General features: G+C 57.8%; 16 protein-coding genes and 2 tRNA genes. 7 read left to right on the forward strand and 11 right to left on the reverse strand.

What is annotated here, in order from left to right; translation table 11 throughout:
* Positions 1-25: 25 nt before the first annotated feature.
* The 4 genes from KIN_RS03735 to KIN_RS03750 all read left to right on the forward strand — a co-directional run bounded on the left by KIN_RS03735 (position 26) and on the right by KIN_RS03750 (position 1,338).
* On the forward strand, positions 26-451 hold the full coding sequence (locus KIN_RS03735; RefSeq protein WP_159804596.1) for an HU family DNA-binding protein: 426 nt from the start codon (positions 26-28) through the stop codon (positions 449-451).
* 49 nt (positions 452-500) lie between these two features.
* Positions 501-575 (forward strand) — tRNA-Val (locus KIN_RS03740).
* A 57-nt stretch (positions 576-632) separates the two neighbouring features.
* Positions 633-1,208 (forward strand): histidine phosphatase family protein, encoded by a 576-nt coding sequence (locus KIN_RS03745; protein WP_159804597.1) that lies wholly within the window; start codon positions 633-635, stop codon positions 1,206-1,208.
* A 54-nt stretch (positions 1,209-1,262) separates the two neighbouring features.
* A tRNA-Val gene (locus KIN_RS03750) sits at positions 1,263-1,338 on the forward strand.
* A gap of 55 nt (positions 1,339-1,393) precedes the next feature.
* Here the strand turns inward: KIN_RS03750 and KIN_RS03755 are convergent.
* The 5 genes from KIN_RS03755 to KIN_RS03775 form a co-directional block, all read right to left on the reverse strand.
* Positions 1,394-3,043: a methyl-accepting chemotaxis protein gene (locus KIN_RS03755; protein WP_159804598.1), complete on the reverse strand. Its 1,650-nt coding sequence runs from the start codon at positions 3,041-3,043 to the stop codon at positions 1,394-1,396.
* A gap of 22 nt (positions 3,044-3,065) precedes the next feature.
* Positions 3,066-3,425 (reverse strand): hypothetical protein, encoded by a 360-nt coding sequence (locus KIN_RS03760; RefSeq protein ID WP_159804599.1) that lies wholly within the window; start codon positions 3,423-3,425, stop codon positions 3,066-3,068.
* Positions 3,426-3,592: 167 nt separating this feature from the next.
* Complete coding sequence (locus tag KIN_RS03765) at positions 3,593-5,173, reverse strand: ABC transporter substrate-binding protein (RefSeq protein ID WP_159804600.1); 1,581 nt, start codon at positions 5,171-5,173, stop codon at positions 3,593-3,595.
* A 176-nt stretch (positions 5,174-5,349) separates the two neighbouring features.
* On the reverse strand, positions 5,350-6,627 hold the full coding sequence (eno, locus tag KIN_RS03770) for a phosphopyruvate hydratase (protein WP_159804601.1): 1,278 nt from the start codon (positions 6,625-6,627) through the stop codon (positions 5,350-5,352).
* Between the two features lie 92 nt (positions 6,628-6,719).
* Positions 6,720-7,127: a Fur family transcriptional regulator gene (locus KIN_RS03775; RefSeq protein WP_159804602.1), complete on the reverse strand. Its 408-nt coding sequence runs from the start codon at positions 7,125-7,127 to the stop codon at positions 6,720-6,722.
* Positions 7,128-7,416: 289 nt separating this feature from the next.
* Between KIN_RS03775 and KIN_RS03780 the strand changes: the two genes are divergently transcribed.
* Positions 7,417-8,724, forward strand: coding sequence for a DEAD/DEAH box helicase (locus tag KIN_RS03780; RefSeq protein WP_159804603.1), 1,308 nt, complete (start codon positions 7,417-7,419; stop codon positions 8,722-8,724).
* A gap of 55 nt (positions 8,725-8,779) precedes the next feature.
* On the opposite strand, the gene KIN_RS03785 is transcribed toward KIN_RS03780, so the two are convergent.
* Positions 8,780-9,478 (reverse strand): tellurite resistance TerB family protein, encoded by a 699-nt coding sequence (locus KIN_RS03785; protein WP_159804604.1) that lies wholly within the window; start codon positions 9,476-9,478, stop codon positions 8,780-8,782.
* Positions 9,479-9,521: 43 nt separating this feature from the next.
* On the reverse strand, positions 9,522-10,769 hold the full coding sequence (locus tag KIN_RS03790) for a cation:proton antiporter (protein WP_159804605.1): 1,248 nt from the start codon (positions 10,767-10,769) through the stop codon (positions 9,522-9,524).
* A gap of 84 nt (positions 10,770-10,853) precedes the next feature.
* On the opposite strand from KIN_RS03790, the gene KIN_RS03795 reads away from it, so the two are divergent.
* Complete coding sequence (locus KIN_RS03795) at positions 10,854-11,756, forward strand: DMT family transporter (RefSeq protein ID WP_159805348.1); 903 nt, start codon at positions 10,854-10,856, stop codon at positions 11,754-11,756.
* Here the strand turns inward: KIN_RS03795 and KIN_RS03800 are convergent.
* The 3 genes from KIN_RS03800 to KIN_RS03810 are packed head-to-tail and all read right to left on the reverse strand — an operon-like array spanning position 11,735 to position 15,400.
* Positions 11,735-13,147 carry a protein adenylyltransferase SelO gene (locus KIN_RS03800; protein WP_159804606.1) on the reverse strand — a complete coding sequence of 471 codons (1,413 nt, stop codon included), beginning with the start codon at positions 13,145-13,147 and terminating at the stop codon, positions 11,735-11,737. The genes KIN_RS03795 and KIN_RS03800 overlap by 22 nt on opposite strands.
* A 10-nt stretch (positions 13,148-13,157) precedes the next feature.
* Positions 13,158-14,096, reverse strand: coding sequence for a nucleoside hydrolase (locus tag KIN_RS03805; protein ID WP_159804607.1), 939 nt, complete (start codon positions 14,094-14,096; stop codon positions 13,158-13,160).
* Positions 14,093-15,400 (reverse strand): HlyC/CorC family transporter, encoded by a 1,308-nt coding sequence (locus KIN_RS03810; RefSeq protein WP_159804608.1) that lies wholly within the window; start codon positions 15,398-15,400, stop codon positions 14,093-14,095. The genes KIN_RS03805 and KIN_RS03810 overlap by 4 nt, the downstream gene beginning before the upstream one ends.
* 76 nt (positions 15,401-15,476) lie before the next feature.
* On the opposite strand from KIN_RS03810, the gene KIN_RS03815 reads away from it, so the two are divergent.
* Positions 15,477-16,277 carry a metallophosphoesterase family protein gene (locus KIN_RS03815; RefSeq protein WP_159804609.1) on the forward strand — a complete coding sequence of 267 codons (801 nt, stop codon included), beginning with the start codon at positions 15,477-15,479 and terminating at the stop codon, positions 16,275-16,277.
* 2 nt (positions 16,278-16,279) lie between these two features.
* On the opposite strand, the gene KIN_RS03820 is transcribed toward KIN_RS03815, so the two are convergent.
* Positions 16,280-17,218 (reverse strand): site-specific tyrosine recombinase XerD, encoded by a 939-nt coding sequence (locus KIN_RS03820; protein ID WP_159804610.1) that lies wholly within the window; start codon positions 17,216-17,218, stop codon positions 16,280-16,282.
* Between the last annotated feature and the right edge of the window lie 3 nt (positions 17,219-17,221).

A 17,221-nucleotide genomic window follows, 5' to 3' on the forward strand; every position in this document is an offset into this window, starting at 1 on the left:
TCCAATTTGAGGAGGAGAGCACCCGATGGCCCAAACACCAAAAAAGACCGCTGCGAAAGCAGCTCCACGTCGATCTACGACGCGGGCGACGGCAAAGAAACCTGAAGCGGCGGCTAAGCCCCGCGAGGTCAAGAAAACTGTCGTGAGTACGAAAAACGTTGCGGTCCACTCAGCGGAAGGGGCCTCGGTTCAAAATGCGCCAGATCGCGCCTCCAGTGGAATTGAGGTGCGCAAGGGCGATCTGGTCGATCGAATGATGGCGGCGAGCGGGATGAAAAAAGGCGAAGCCCGCCGCGCATTGGAGGCAAGCCTTGCGGTCTTGGGCGCTGCTCTGCGCGAGGGCCATGACATCAACGCGGCCCCCCTTGGGAAAATAAAGATTACCCGTCAAAAAGAGACCCAAAACGGGCGGTTGGCAATCTGTCGTGTCAAACTCAAGAAAGCAGACTGACCGTCTGCAGCTTGCGTTGCAGGTGTGGGCGCAGTACACGCGATCTCTCGGGTGATTAGCTCAGTGGTAGAGCGCTTCGTTCACATCGAAGATGTCAGGAGTTCAAATCTCTTATCACCCACCAGTTTTTTCCAAGGGCGCCCTGATCGCGGGCGCCTTTACATGTTGAAGGTGCGCGCAGATGTCCAATTATCCTGAGATCTACGTGCTTCGTCACGGCGAGACGGAGTGGAACGCGGAAAGCCGGATGCAGGGTCGGTTGGATTCACCGCTCACAGAAAAGGGAATTGCTCAAGCGCGACGGCAGGGCAGGCTTCTGGCCGGCTTTGACTGGTCGGGGTTCGATGTCTGGTGCAGCCCTCAGGGTCGGGCCTTTCAAACTGCCGCCATTGCGCTTGTGGGGCATGTCGAGATGCTACGCACAGACGATAGATTGTGCGAGATAGACGTGGGCGACTGGCAGGGGTGCTTGCGAAAAGACCTACCGCTGGTTGAGCCACAACCGATGACACAGTCCTTGCCGGTTGAGCTTTACAAAAACGCGCCCAACGGTGAGGGGTTCGCCAGATTGCGCGCGCGCTGCACTGCATTTTTGGACGATTTGGCGCGCCCAGCTGTGATCGTGACCCATGGTATAACGTCCAGGATGCTGCGCACGGTGCATCTTGGATTACAGGATAACGCCGTTGCTGATCTACCGGGCGGGCAGGGGGTGGTTCACCATGTCAAAGATGGCGCGCAAAAAATACTGAAATAGCGTACTTGGCCCCTTGCGAACCGGTCTAGTCTTCCGGTATGAACGCCGCCGGAAGGGCGATTAGCTCAGTTGGTAGAGCGCTTCGTTTACACCGAAGATGTCGGGAGTTCGAGCCTCTCATCGCCCACCATTCCCTTAAATTTCAGCGAAACATCTGCTGAGGCTGCAATCGCTGCTTTTGCTGGCTAGGATGCTCGACGTAGCTTGCCACTGGCTGATGCATCGTTGGTATCAGTTGCCTGCTGTGGTTGAGACCTGAAAATCTGCAAAACGTCCTGCAGCTTGTTTGCGCATGTTTGTAGCCGCCGCGATTTTTGGGAATACTCTTCTGCAGACGTCGCCGTTTGTTGCGTGATCTGGTCGATGCTCGATACCGTGGATGACGCGCCCTGTACACTTCCAGATTGTTCCTCGCTGGTTTTAGCGATTTGCCCGGTCATGTCCGCGACCTCGGCGATTGACGATACGATATCCGTCAATGCGACCCCAACCTTGTTTACGAGCTTAACCCCGTCGGCGACCTCGTTGGAGCTGCGGTCAATGAGCTCGCGAATGTCCTTGGCCGACTCTGTGGATCGTTGCGCCAACGCCCGGACCTCTTGGGCCACGACAGCGAAGCCAAGACCGGCTTCGCCCGCGCGGGCGGCCTCAACGGAGGCATTCAGCGCAAGCAGATTGGTCTGCGATGAAATCTGATCGATCACCGCGACGATCTGAGAGATTTGTCCGGCACTTTCTGTCAGTCGCGACATCGCACCGGTCGCATTTTCTACGATTTCTTGGCTTGCCTGGGCCTTTTGAGAGGTGGCAGAGGCCAGACGGGCCATGCGACCTGCGGAGGTGACATTCACTTTTACGGACGCAGCCATGTCAACCATCATCGCCGCGGTTTCTTCTACCGATGCAGCTTGTTGGGCCGTCTGGCTGGAAAGTCGTTCCGAGCCTGCGGAAATCTCAGCGGACTCGTTTGAAATCTCGGTGCTTGCGGCGTCAATCTCGGAAACGATGTGGCGGAGTTCGGTTATTGTGGCATTCACGTCGGTCTGCAGGCTCGCAAATGCACCTTTGTAGTCCCCGGCCACGGCTGTGGTCAGGTCGCCGTGGGATATGTTCGACATGACACGACTGGTTTCCGAGATGCCGGTATCTACGGTTTGGATGAGTTCGTTGATCCCGTCGGCAATACGCTGGAGTCGCTTTTCAGCAAAACTTTCTTCAACCCGGCACGAGAAGTCACCTGCAACGCCTGCCCGCACAACGTGACCAAGCGACGAATTGAGCATGTCGACCATGTCTTCGCGCGCGGCCGCGTTCGCCTCGGCCTCAAGGGTGATCGAGCTTAGAACGAGGCTCGCAAAACCAAGGGCCGCGGTACTTATGAAGAGGATGACCGCATGCATGATAGCCCGGCTAATGTCCGCGCCGCCCGGATAAACCAGTTCTGGTAGGACAAAATTCAGGACGACATGGTGAAGTGCGACGGTGGCCGCCCCCGCAATAATTGCGCGGGGATCGACGAGTAGGATCAGGATACCCATTGTCGCGAAGAAATGCATATGTGCGTCGACCTGCCAGGGGTGCCCCGCCAACGCGCTGACGAAAACTGCGACCTGTGCTTGAGCAATAATGCCGAAGATAGCCCTGTTCGTTGAGGATCTCTCAATTCCGCGCAAGATATAGAGACCTACCGCCGCAAAGATTGTCGCAACGATGCCAATCCTGAGCGTCTCGCCATCGGTCGTAATGCTCGCACACAGGGCTGCGAGTGTGTTCAGTATCATGAGGCCAGCGAGCCAAGGGCGACCGTTCAGTCGGAATTGCGTCAGTTTTTGCATAAGATGTCCGCGCTTTCCGTGGTCATGTTTCTGTTCGACACAACACGGCGCTCAGGGAGCCGTCGAGAACAAGGATCGCGCCCTCCCGCCTGAGCCGCGAGATGAACCCGTCATCTTCGCCAATCGCAATGAACATTCCACGGATGCCGCCAAACGCGACGACAGCACCGCCAGCCTGAGACACGCGATCATACATCTCGGACGTCTCAAACCATGGCGGAAACAGGACACCAACACTTTCCCCTTGCTTCGGTGAAAATGCCATCGCGCAGGATACAAACAAAGACAGCATCAGAACGGCGATGCACGGCCACAGCGAGAACCGGTCGGAGGTATCTCGCGCAGGATTTTTGGCGTGTGGGTCCGTGAAGAGGCGTATCATGCCGATGGCCTAGCACGGGAAAGTAAACCAACTTTTTACGCATTCGAGAATAGTGGGAAGCGCCCAGGCACTGATTTCAAACATTTTAGAAACTAGCTTCTGAGCAAATCTCCCACAAAAAAAACCGGGCGCGGGGCCCGGTTTTCTAGTCCGTTTGTCAAACGATATCAGTTCATTTCGAAGTACTTGAACTTCGGATCATCCTCTGGGCTGACCTCGATGCCAACTGCGTCGGTCATACCCCAGTTCAGCACCTGGTGGTGGATCGGCAGATAAAGCGTTTCCGACTGCACAGTGTCCCAGATCTCTGCGATCGTCGCATCCCGCGCCTCGAGGTCCGTCTCGGAGGCAAGGCTCACAATCTTCGCATCGATATCGGCATCGGAAAATCCGGTGCCGTTCCAGGACCCGCGCTCTTCACCCCGGGTGTGGACCAAGAAATTGAAGACGTATTCGCTGTCATAGGTCGGGACGCCCCAGCCCAGCATATAGAAATCCGTTTGACCGTTGGTGATCAGCGGGAAGTGCTGCGCCTTTGGCTTTGCATCGAGGTTCACGGTGATGCCGATCTGACCAAACATGCCGACTGCTGCCTGGCAGATGCCTTCATCGTTGACATAGCGATCATTCGGGCAGTCCAGTTGGATCGAGAAGCCATCGCCGTAGCCGGCTTCTTCCATCAGCGCTTTCGCTGCTGCGATGTCGCCTTCCGGAACTGTATCGAGGGCTTCGGTCCAGCCGTTGACGAAGGGTGGTGCGATCATGCCAGCGGGCAGGGACTGCTCACGCATCACGACTTTTTTGATGGCGTCCCGGTTGATTGCCATGTTCATCGCCTGACGGACTTTCGCGTCAGCCAAAGGGTTCTTGCCCGAGACATTGTCACGTTCCAGATCATCGGCACCGGAGTTCATGCCGAAGAAGATCACCCGGTTTTGAGGGGCGGTTTTCACGGTCAAACCGTCTGTACCATCAACGCGCACCAAATCCTGAACCGGAACGTCCTGAATGAAGTCCACCTCGCCTGACAGAAGCGCAGCGACGCGGGTCGAGGCGTTCTGGATCGGGGTGTATTCGATACGGGTCACATCCAGGGGGAAGTCACCTGCGCCCCAGTAGTCGGCGTTTTGCTCAAGGACTGTCTTCACATCCGGCTCACGGCTGACCACCTTGTAGGGACCTGTGCCCATGGCATTTGTCGCCGCAAATGTGGTTTCGCCGTTGTTGATGTCCTGAACGTTCACCACGTTGTTTGCTTCGGCCCAGCCTTTGTCCATCATGAACAGGTTTGTGAAGTTGTTGGGCAGGATCGGGTTCGGCCCGTCTGTGACGAATTCGACCGTTGTGTCATCAACCGCCCGCACTTCAACGATGGAGGTCAAAAGTTCTTTCATCGCAGAGGTCTCGGACTTTGCCCGCTCAAACGAGAACACAACGTCCTCGGCGGTAAAATCAGCGCCATCATGGAATTTGACACCTTCGCGCAGATTGAACACCCAGACGTTCGGGTCGCCTTCCTTCACGGCCCAATCGGTCGCAAGCGCTGCTTCGAACTTTCCGGTCATATCGCGGATCAGAAGTGGTTCGTAGATCTGGTGGGCCAACGTGTGGGTTGGACCTTCGTTTTGCGCATGGGGGTCGAGTGTCAGGCTGTCGCCCGCACGCGCCCATCGCAGAGTTTCAGCTGACGCCGACAGAGCCGTTGTTGCCAACAGCACTGTGCCCAGCACGGCAAGTTTTTTTGTCATGGTAAAATATCCCCGTTGGAGTGGATCATGGCGCATATGCAATCATGAGCGACGGGGGGGTGCAAGGCGATTTGCAGGAACTTCAACAGTACCCTCCGCCAGCCTGAAATCATTGAGGGATCAGGTGGCAGAGGCGTATTTTTTTCGCGTCTTGCGGCGTGTTTTTGTGCGGTGTGTCAGACCTTCAAAATGCTGCGGCCGGCATATTCAGCCGTCTCGCCAAGGCCTTCTTCGATGCGGATCAGTTGATTGTACTTCGCCAGCCGGTCAGACCGCGCCAGTGAGCCTGTTTTGATCTGGCCGCAATTGGTCGCGACAGCGAGATCGGCGATCGTGGCATCTTCTGTTTCGCCCGAGCGGTGGGACATCACACAAGTCATCCGCGCGCGGTGCGCCATGTCTACGGCCTTCAGGGTCTCTGTCAGCGTTCCGATTTGATTGACCTTCACAAGCAGAGAGTTCGCCGCCTTCTTTTCGATACCTTCTGCCAACCGCACAGGGTTCGTCACAAAGAGGTCGTCGCCCACCAATTGAATTTTCTCACCAAGCGCGGCGGTCAAGGCCACCCAGCCATCCCAATCGTCCTCGGAACATCCATCCTCGATGGAAATGATCGGATAATCGCTGACCAGCGCCTCAAGATAAGCGACGTTTTCTTCCGGGCTGAGTGTCTTGTCTTCCCCGGCGAAGACGTAGTTCCCGTCTTTGAAGTACTCAGTCGCGGCGCAATCTAGCGCGAGATGAATATCATCCCCCGGCTTGTAGCCCGCCTTCTCGATGGATTTCAGAATGAAATCAAGCGCATCCCGGGTGGAGCTCAGGTTGGGTGCGAAGCCACCTTCGTCGCCGATGCCCGTGCTCAGACCAGCCGCCGAAAGCTCTTTCTTCAAAGTGTGGAAGACTTCCGAGCCCATGCGCACGGCGTCGCGGATCGTCTCAGCCGCAACCGGCATGATCATGAATTCCTGAATGTCGATGGGGTTATCCGCGTGCTCACCACCATTGATGATGTTCATCATCGGAACCGGCAGAACGCGTGCTGATGTGCCGCCGACATAGCGATAAAGCGGTTGCGTGGTGAACTCAGCCGCAGCTTTTGCCACGGCCATCGACACGCCGAGGATGGCGTTCGCACCAAGGCGGCTTTTGTTATCAGTACCGTCCATTTCGATCATCAGTGCGTCTACGCCGGTCTGATCTATAGCGTCCTCGCCCAGCAGGCCCTCGGCGATGTCGCCGTTCACAGCGGCGACCGCCTCCAGCACGCCTTTCCCCATATAGCGGGTCTTGTCTCCGTCGCGCTTTTCGACGGCTTCATATGCTCCGGTTGACGCGCCCGAGGGTACGGCCGCGCGGCCCATGGTGCCGTCTTCGAGGATCACATCGACCTCGACTGTTGGATTGCCGCGGCTGTCAAGAATTTCGCGGGCGTGGACGTCGATGATCGTGGACATGGGGCAGGTGCCTTTCGCTGGGTCAAGCAGAGGATTGGCGGATGTATAGCAGCCTGCCACGACGTGACAAGCAAGGTGGCGCTAACGGCGTTTCAGTCGGCCTTTACGCCATAAAGTTCAAGACGATGGCCTTTGAGGCGATATCCCAAACGCTGGGCGATCTTTTCCTGCAGTGCTTCAATTTCGGGGTCGACGAACTCGATCACCTCACCTGTCTGCATGTCGATCAGATGATCGTGGTGATCGCGCTCTGCATCTTCATAGCGCGCGCGGCCGTCGCCAAACTCGTGGCGTTCCAGCAGGCCTGCTTCCTCGAACAGTTTCACGGTTCGGTAGACCGTCGCGATGGAGATGCCAGGATCGATCTCGCTGGCGCGCGCGTGCAATTCTTCCACATCAGGGTGGTCCGAGGCCGCCTCCAGCACCGAAGCGATGACCCGTCGTTGGCCTGTCATACGCAGACCCTTTGCGGCGGAACGTGAGATGATCGTTTCTGGCATGACAAGACCCTCCGGCGGTTGGTTTAAGCAATTGACGACTTTGTCTCCACCCGAAAATTCGTCGCTACATCTACGCTAACCCCTTGACTTGTGAGGGGCAGAGGCGCATCTGCCAGCCATAGTGATGGCACGGCGTGCCGCGTGGGCCTGCGCTTGGGGCTTTGCACCGCCATCACGAACGTTCCCGATTTTCACGCGAAAGGGTCCGGCAGGGGATACGCCTCTGCGCCCGTTAACGCGACCGACCCCCAAATGAGGGGCCGCTCCCCATGTCTTGAAAGGACATGAATTGAATAAGTTTGAAGCACTTGGCCTGTCCAAGAAACTGGCCGACAAGCTGGCCGAGAATGGCCTTGTTGACCCGACGCCCATTCAAGATGAGGCGATTCCGATCGTCTTGAGTGGCCGCGATGTGATGGGGCTGGCCCAGACTGGCACCGGCAAAACGGCGGCCTTCGGCCTACCCATCATTCACCGACTGATAAAGATCGGTGAAAAACCTGCCCCCAAGACGGTTCGGGCGCTGATCCTTGCGCCGACCCGAGAGTTGGCAAAACAGATCTGCGAAGCGCTCGTGATGTTTCAGGGCGGTGGCCATCTGAAGATCAACATGGTCGTCGGTGGGCTTTCGATGCACGCTCAGAAGAAGCGGTTGGAGCGGGGGACAGACATTCTTGTCGCAACACCCGGTCGGTTGATTGACCTGTTGGAGCAGAAGGCGCTGACGTTGAGCGACGCCGAGTATCTGGTGCTGGATGAGGCCGATCAGATGCTGGATATGGGCTTCATTCATGCCCTGCGTCAGATCGCGAAACTGCTGCCGGAAAAACGCCAGACGCTGCTATTTTCGGCCACGATGCCGAAGCTGATGGAAGAATTGGCCGCGACCTATCTGGATCATCCGCGTAAGGTACAGGTCTCGCCTCCCGGCAAAGCCGCCGACAAGATCACCCAATCGGTGCATTTCATCGCCAAAGCAGAGAAGCCCGGGTTGCTGATCGAATATCTCGACAAACATCGTGACGAGTTGGCCCTGGTGTTCGCCCGCACAAAACACGGGGCTGAGCGGTTGATGAAACAGCTGTCGAATGCTGGTTTCGCTGCGGGCTCGATCCACGGCAACAAATCGCAGAACCAAAGGGATCGCGCGCTGGCGGCCTTCAAGGAAGGCAAACTGCGGATCTTGGTCGCCACCGATGTGGCCGCCCGGGGCATCGATATCCCCGACGTGGCGTATGTTTACAACTTCGACCTACCGAACGTGGCTGAGAACTATGTGCACCGCATCGGCCGCACGGCGCGTGCAGGCAAGGATGGCGAAGCTGTCGCCTTCTGCGCGCCGGATGAGATGGGCGAGTTGCGCGCCATCGAGAAGGTGATGAAGATCTCCATCCAAGTAGCGGGTGGCCGCCCATGGTCCGTTGAGGAAGAAGAGCCGAAACCGAAGCGCGGGGGTGGTGGAAACCGGGGCGGGGGTGGGCGCCGTAGGTTCGGTGGCGCACCGAAAGCAGAGGGCGAGAAATCCGGCGGTCAGGGGCAGCGTAGACGCCGCAAGCCGAATAACCGAGGTCGCGGGAAAGGTCCAAAAGCTGCATAATGAAAAAGCCCCGGTCATTGTGAGTGACCGGGGTTTTTCACGTGTCGCGTGAAATTCAGCTATAGAGCCGCTGAACCCCGAAGCTGTCATGTATTTCGTTGACCGTTGCTTGGCCGATGCCAAGGGCCGTGGCCAACTCGTGGAGATATTTTGCCTCCGCCGGATGGTCTGGCTCAATCGCCATGACGGACATGGAATACACTTGGGTTTCCATGCCATTCGGTGTCTCCGACGCGATTTTGTTGGCGTCCACATCCTCTTGCATCGCCGCGCGCACGAACTCCATATCCTCTGCGGTCGCGTCATCGCCAATCGTGGCCATGAGCGTTTCCTTCTCGTTGGCGTCGATCTTTCCATCAGACCGAGCTGCCATGATCATGGCGCGGATCATTAGGCCGGCAGTTTCCTCCTGCGGCGGCTCTTCGGGCGGATTGTCTTGGCTCAAAAGTTCTTCAAGGGAAGAGCCCGCCGGCTGGCCGTTCTTTGCTGCGGCAAGGCCACCGAGCAGACCGCCAATGCCACCCAGTCCACCGGCAGCTGCGCCACCGCCCGAGCCGCTGCTGAGCTGGCCCAAAAGACCGCCCAAACCGCCAGACTGGGCGCTGCCGACCTGAGCGGTGCCTTGACCCTGCGCCGCCCCACCTTTCAGGCCGTCCATCATTTTGCCGATGCCGCCCGATTGCTGGACCTTCTGCAATCCTTTAGCGACGGCAAAACCGACAGCAACTTTCGTGACCATTTTCATAAGTGACATTTAGGTTCTCCAAGGCTCGGTTCAGATACGGTTCATTAACTCTCTACATCAGTTCAGGTTCACGCCCGAGCCGCTTGGCCAGCGGCGCAACGGTCAGTCCCTGTACAATGATCGAGAAGATCACCACGACATATGTGGCGGTGAGGATGCCCGCTTTCCAGTCGCTTTCGGGCAAAGACAGGGCCAAAGCGACAGAAATTCCGCCTTTGAGGCCGCCCCAAGTCATGATCGGAATCACGCCCGCCGAAAATTCGCGGAATGGTTTGAGCAGCAGCACGGGTACGGCAACGGCGGCCAGCCGGGCCAACAGCGCCAGACCGATGGACAGAACGCCCGCGATAACGGCATCGATCGAGAACGCGACGGCAAACACCTCGAACCCGATCATCAGGAAAAGGACCGCGTTCAGGATTTCATCGATCAAGGTCCAAAACGCGTGGACATAGTCCTGCGTTTTGTCTGACATCGCATGCTGGGTGCCGATGTCGCCAATCAAGAGACCCGCACAAACTGCCATGATCGGGGCGGAGACATGCAGGTAGACTGCCAACTCATATCCACCAAAGGCCAAGGCCAGCGTAATCAGCACCTCGAGCGAATAATCGTTGATACGCTTGAGCACCTTGAAGGTCAGATAGCCAAGCCCCAATCCAAGGGCCGCGCCGCCGACGGCTTCCTGAAAGAACAAGGTGACAGCGCCGCTAAGGCCCGACCCGTGATCGTCGCCGCTGGGAAACGCGATGCCGACCAGCACGAGAAAGACCACATATCCGACGCCATCGTTAAACAGGCTTTCGCCCGCGATTTTGGTTTCCATGGATTTCTTAAGGTTCGCCTCACGCAAAACCCCCAGAACGGCGACGGGGTCGGTGGGCGAGATGAGTGCGCCGAACACCAAGGCCACCAACAACGGCGTGCCGGTGATCCAACTGAACCCGACGCCTGCAATGGCGGTCGACAGACCGACACCCATGGTGGCCATCAGAACGACCAGCCGCCATTGGTCTTTCAGATCCGACAGCTTCACATGCAGCGCGCCCGCGAACAGCAGAAGCCCGAGCATGCCTTCCAACAGTGCTTCAGAAAAATCGATGCCAGTGACCACCGTTCGAACCTGATCGGCCATGCCAAGCCCCGGCATAAGCAGGTCGAGCCCCATGACACCCACGGATGCCAGAAGCGCCACGATCAGGATGCCAATGGCGGATGGCAGTTTGAGAAAGAAGTAATTCAGTGCCCCGAAGGCCGCTGCCATAACGATGAGCAGCGATGTGATCTGTAGAAATGTCATGCCTGTCCCTTGGCTTTTTCGCGACATTACCCGATGCATGGACGCTTAACAGCGGAAAAACTACGGACGGGCGAGGGCGGTGTGATGGGGCGAAAAGAGCAGATCGACAGCTTCGGCGTGATCTCCCTTGTCGGGTTTTCGCTGTTACTGGCGTTCAATCAGGTGGTCATCAAAGTCACCAATGGGGGTTTTCAGCCCGTTTTCTTTGCTGGAATGCGCTCTGTGGGTGCGGTGATCTGTCTTTTGATCTGGATGCGGTGGCGAAAGATACCGCTGTCCGTGCCGCGCCGGACCCTACCTGCGGCGCTCCTGATCGGGGTTATCTTTGCGATCGAGTTCATCTTCATGTTCACGGCGCTGGATTTAACGACGGTCAGCAGATCGTCGGTCCTCTTCTATTCCATGCCTGTGTGGCTGGCTTTGGCCGGGCATGTCTTGCTGCCCGGTGAACGTTTGACACCAATTAAATCCCTTGGGCTCCTGCTTGCCATGCTCGGTGTTGCGATCGCCCTTATGAACCGCGACGACGGGCAGGCAAACCTCGTCGGTGATCTCTGCGCCCTTGCGGCAGCGATGTCGTGGGCGGGGATTGCGCTGTGCGCTCGCGCGACCTCCCTCAAGGAGATGCGGGCGGAGGTGCAATTGTTCTGGCAGGTGCTTGTCTCGGCCCCGATCCTGTTGGCTGTCTCGGTTTTCTTTGGCCCTTTTCTACGAGATCCGACGCTGATCCACTATGCGGGCGCCGCGTTTCAGATCGTAATCGTGGTCAGCATCGGATTTATTTTCTGGCTATGGCTGCTGTCAATCTATCCCGCCTCGTCTGTGGCCAGCTTCTCATTTCTGTCCCCGGTGTTTGGCGTTTTTCTGGGGTGGGCGCTTTTGGACGAGCCCTTCAGCGAGGGTCTGGTTCTGGCACTGTTTTTTGTCGTCGCTGGCCTTGTCCTGATCAACAGGCCGTCCCGCGGTCAGGTGCCGCAGAAGGTCTGACGCACCTCCTCTTCTGGCGCAGGCGGGCGCATTAAATCGGAATGTTCTGGCTGATCGTCGAAAGGCCGCGAAAGCACATCCATCAGCCTTTTGAATGGGCCAAGATCACTGGCAACAGCGGCCGCGATCATTGCGTCAATCTGGTGATTGCGCGGGATGAACGCAGGATTCGCCGCCTTCATCAAGGCCGAGGCATTCGGTGCTTTTCGCGCAGTCCATGCCGCGCGCCAAGCGGCGAAGCCTTCGCCGGCGGGCACGACATCTTCTGCCAGCGCGCGGAACGTGTTGGTGAAATCCGCGCCGGTCTCTGCCATCAAGCGCAGGAAGGTTTGGACCAGTTCAATATCGCCTTCCGCCTCGCCTGCGATGCCAAGTTTGGGCAGAAATATTGACAGCCATGATTGCGTGTACGCCGGGCCAAAGCCGTGCAGCACCTCCTGCGCCGCTTCGATGGATTTGTTTGTATCGTCCCCCATCAATGGCAGCAGCGAAGAGGCCAGTTGCGCGAGGTTCCAGACCAGAATTTCCGGCTGCGCCTGATAGGCGTAGCGGCCAAACTGGTCGATGGAAGAGAACACCTTGGCCGGATCGTAGGTGTCCATGAACGCACATGGGCCGTAATCAATTGTAATCCCGCCGACATGTGTGTTGTCGGTGTTCATGACGCCGTGGATGAAGCCCAAGCCCATCCACCGTGCCACCAGATACGCCTGGGCCTTGACGACATGAGCCAAAAACCCGAGGGCGTCGTCGGGTGCCAAGTCGGGATTGTGTCGCTGACTGGCAAATGCCAGAAGCGTCGCTAGACCATCGACGTCCTTCTGCGATGCGAAGTATTGGAAGGTGCCGACGCGAATATGGGACGGTGCCACGCGTGTCAGGATAGCGCCCGGGAAAGCCCGCTCGCGCAGAACTGTCTCGCCGGTTTCAACGGCGGCAAGCGCGCGGGTTGTCCGAACGCCAAGCGCATGCATCGCTTCGCTAATCACGTATTCCCGCAACACCGGTCCGAGCCAGGCCCGCCCGTCGCCCATACGCGAATAGGGCGTCGGTCCGGATCCCTTGAGTTGGATGTCCCACAGCGTTCCGTCTGGGCCGCGCACTTCCCCAAGGAGGTTGGCGCGTCCATCGCCTAGACGTGAGGACCAGCCGCCAAACTGATGACCGGCGTAGACCTGAGCCAAAGGCGCGCTGCCAGCCGGCATCTGGTTTCCCGCTAACATCGCAAGACCGTCCTCGGATTTCAGCCAATTGGGATCGAGGCCCATCTCGACGGCAAGCGGCTCGTTCACAGCTAAGAGAGATGGGTCTGCGACAGGGACCGGGTCGAGGCGCGTATAAAAACGCTCTGGCAGGGTAACATAGTGGTTGTCGAAAACCGGAGTTATCATCTGCAGCGTCTCACAGCGTTTGCAACCTCTCGGTCAGCAGAGTGAAGAAACCATCCGCATCGACATCGCCAATGAATAATGCGTTGGCGGGTTTGTCTGTGACGCCCCACCAGTCGGCGACCGTCATTCCCAGGGTCAGTTCCGAGGTTGTTTCGATCTCCACGTTCACCCTACGGCCTGAAAAGAGCTCCGGCTTCAGCAGATACGCAATCACACACGGATCATGAAGCGGCGCACCTTCAGAGCCGTATTTTTCCTTGTCGAACCGCTCAAAGAAATCAGTCCACTCCGCGACCATACGGCCGACCTCGGTTCCCATGCTCCGAAATGCGTCGACCCGCGTGCGGGTCGTGAGCGCCTTGTGGGTCACGTCGAGGGGCAAAACGACAAGCGGCACGCCCGCTTCAAACACGATCTTCGCGGCATCTGGGTCCACGTAGATGTTAAACTCTGCCGCGGGTGTGATGTTGCCGACCTCAAAGTAAGCGCCGCCCATCAAGACGATCTCCTTCACACGGTCTACGATGTCGGGCGCCTGTTGAAAGGCCGTCGCGATGTTTGTGAGCGGGCCAAGCGGACAGAGCGTGACCGTGCCCGTGTCTTCTGATCTGAACGTGTCGATTATGAAATCGACAGCATGGCGATCCTGCAGCTGCATAATCGGATCTGGCAGCTGCGGCCCATCCAGACCTGTCTTTCCATGAACGTGCTCCGCCGTGACCAATTTCCGCGTCAAAGGGGCGGAACAGCCCGCGAAAACAGGGATATCCGTGCGCTTTGCCAGTTCACACACAATCAAGGCATTCTTCGATGTTAAAGGCAGGGGCACGTTGCCGGCAACTGCCGTCAGGCCCAAAACCTCAAGCTCGGGCGATCCCAACGCAAGCAGGATCGCGACCGCATCATCTTGGCCGGGATCCGTGTCTATAATGATTTTGCGTGCACTCATAAAGGACGTACCTTCAACTCTGTCAGACGGTTTTGGGACTTTGAGACCACCTCGAACCGGAATCCGTGGAATGAGAAAACCTGACCCACATCGGGAATGCTTTGTGCTTCATGGATGACGAGCCCCGCGACCGTGTTGGCTTCTTCATCTGGCAGAGACCACTCCGCCTGTCTGTTGAGATCGCGGATCGTCATTGCGCCATCGACGAGGAAGCTTCCGTCCTCTGAGGCGTTCAGAGTTGGCTCTTCCCCATCGTCGAACTCGTCCGTGATCTCACCGACGATTTCCTCAAGAATATCTTCAAGCGTGATCAGTCCCTGCAGCGCGCCGTATTCGTCCACCACAAGCGCGAAGTGGGTGTGCCGTTTCAGGAATTGTTTCATCTGATCGTCGAGGGTTGTCGTTTCGGGCACGAAGTAAGGTTCCCGCACCACGTCCATGACATTGAATTTCGACAAATCACCGGTGATCCCGTCCGGACCACGCACCATCTCGTCCACAGCGCGCAGCAGGTCTTTTGCATGGGCAATACCAACGATGTTTTCCTGCTCGCCGCGATAGACCGGAAGGCGGGTGTAGGCGGATTCTAGGCATTGCGTGAGGATATCTTCCGGAGCGTCATCCACATTGATCATTTCGATCTCCGAGCGGTGGAGCATGATTTCTTCCACGTCGCGGTCTGCTAGATCGAGCGCACCCAGTAGCCTGTCGCGCTGATCCTTTTCAACGACCCCTTCCTGATGGCCTAGCGCCAGCGCCCCGGCGATTTCTTCGTGAACGGACAGGATGTGAATGTCCGGATCGGTCTCAACCCCGAAAAGCTTCAGGATGCCGCGCACCAGAACGCGTACGGCATTCACCACCGGGGCAAAAACCAGAACAACAACCGAGATCACGCCGGACACTTTCGCGGCGGCGGTTTCGGAATTGGTGATCGCATAGGTCTTGGGCAGAACCTCGGCGAAGATCAGAACCAGAAGTGTCATCACCAGCGTGGCGAGCGCGACGCCGCTTTCTCCGAAGGCCCGCGTGAAGATGGCTGTGGCCAGCGATGCGGCGAGAATGTTGACCAGATTGTTCCCCAACAGCACCGAGCCGATTAGCCGCTCGTTGTCTTCGGTGATCTTCAAGGCGCGTTCCGCGCCCGGCGACCCCTTGTCGGCCTGCGACCGGAGTTTTCCGCGGGACGCCGCAGTCAATGCCGTCTCAGAGCCAGAGAAAAAAGCCGAAAGCACCAGCAATCCGATGATGGCGGCTGAGGTCATCCAAAACGCATAGTCGAGCACGGGGGCTGCGGTCTCCATCTTTTCGTCCGTCTTTTTATTGGTTACCCAGTGGTTATGGGGGGCGGCACCTCTGGCTTCAAGCGAAAGCGATGGGATGAGCAAGCGCATTAAGGATATCGGAACGTTGGACGGCGACGTGTTGCTCTTTGGTGGGGCCTATTCGAACCTTCAGGCAACCGAGGCGCTGGTGGGGGAAGCAGAGCGGCGCGGGATTAGTTCAACGAACATAATCTGCACCGGTGATCTGGTGGCCTATTGCGCGGACCCGACGTCAGTTTGTGATCTACTGGTGGACCGCGTTCATTGTGTCGCCGGAAACTGTGAGCGCCAGATTGCGGAGGGCGCGTCCGATTGCGGCTGCGGGTTTTCTGAGGGCACAGCCTGTGATCTGGCATCCCGGGGATGGTATCCTTATGCGTCACAGCGTCTGGACGGGTATCTGGACAGCTTTCGCGATCTGCCAGATGCGGTCACTTTCATGTACCAGGACGCACGCTATGTCGTAATCCACGGCGGTTTTAACGACATTTCCAGATTCATTTGGCCGTCAGATGCGGAAGGCGTCTTCGAGCGGGAAATCTCCGCCATCGAGCGGGAGACGGGCCCAATTAACGCTGTCGTCGCTGGCCATTCCGGCCTCGCTTTTCAGCGTCAAATCGGATCGCGGCTGTGGATCAATGCAGGTGTCATCGGTATGCCGCCCCATGACGGACGCCCACAGACCCGCTATGCAGTATTGTCGCCCGACGGGGTCCGGTTTCACGCTCTGACATACGATTACGAGGCAGCGGCGCAAGCGTTGATCAACGCGGGCCTCACGCAGGGCTACGAAAAGGCGCTTGTCTCGGGATACTGGCCCGCAGAAGACATCTTGCCGCGGGAACTGCGGCGGTAGGTTTACGGCGCGTTCAGCGGATGATGATTGTGGACCAGATCCTTCAAGCGCTCGTCCAGAACATGAGTATAGATTTCGGTTGTTGAAATATCCGCGTGGCCCAGCAGGGTTTGTATCGCGCGCAGGTCTGCACCGTTGGCAAGCAAATGCGTTGCAAAGGCATGCCGCAATGTATGAGGCGTGACATTATTCGGCGTGATCCCACCGGCGATGGCAAGTTCCTTGATAAGCGCATAGAAGCGGTGCCGTGTTAGATGCCCGGCCTGTCCCCGAGAGGGAAACAAGAACTTGGAAGGATTAGCCCCCTTGGAGATACGTATCCTGTCCTCTTCGTCGCGAATTATGATCCATGCGGCCAGCGCGTCCCGCGCCGCAGGGGCCAACGGCACCAACCGCTCTTTATTGCCCTTACCTCGAACCAGAAGCATCTGCGGATCACCTCGCGCGGCAGCAACGGGCAGTGTCACCAACTCACTCACCCGCATGCCCGTCGCATAGAGCAACTCCATCAAACAGGTGTTTCGGACACGGTCACTCTGGCTGCGTCCGGTTGTCTGGGCTGCACCAAGCAGTTTGTCCACGTCCTCGACGCTTAGCGTCTTCGGGAGGGATTTCGCCCGACCCGGCCCTTTGATCTGAAGCGCAGGATTGTCTGTGCGCCACCCTTCTTCGTAGGCAAACCTGTAGAGTTGCTTGACCGACGACAGGCGCCGCGCGCGGGTGGCCCGCGACAGTCCGTCCGTCTCGCATTGAATGAGGTATCGCTCGATGCAGGGCTGATCGACGGCCGTGAAATCCAATTTACGTTTAGACAGCCAGCCCGAGAAGTCGATCAGGTCGCGGCCATAGGCAAGGCATGTGTTTTCAGAGGCGCCAAGTTCGGCTGACTGCGCGTCCAGAAAGACAGAAACCCACCGGTCCATATGGGCGGGGGCCGACATGCC

The organism is Litoreibacter roseus (assembly GCF_009811795.1).
Classification (GTDB): domain Bacteria; phylum Pseudomonadota; class Alphaproteobacteria; order Rhodobacterales; family Rhodobacteraceae; genus Litoreibacter; species Litoreibacter roseus.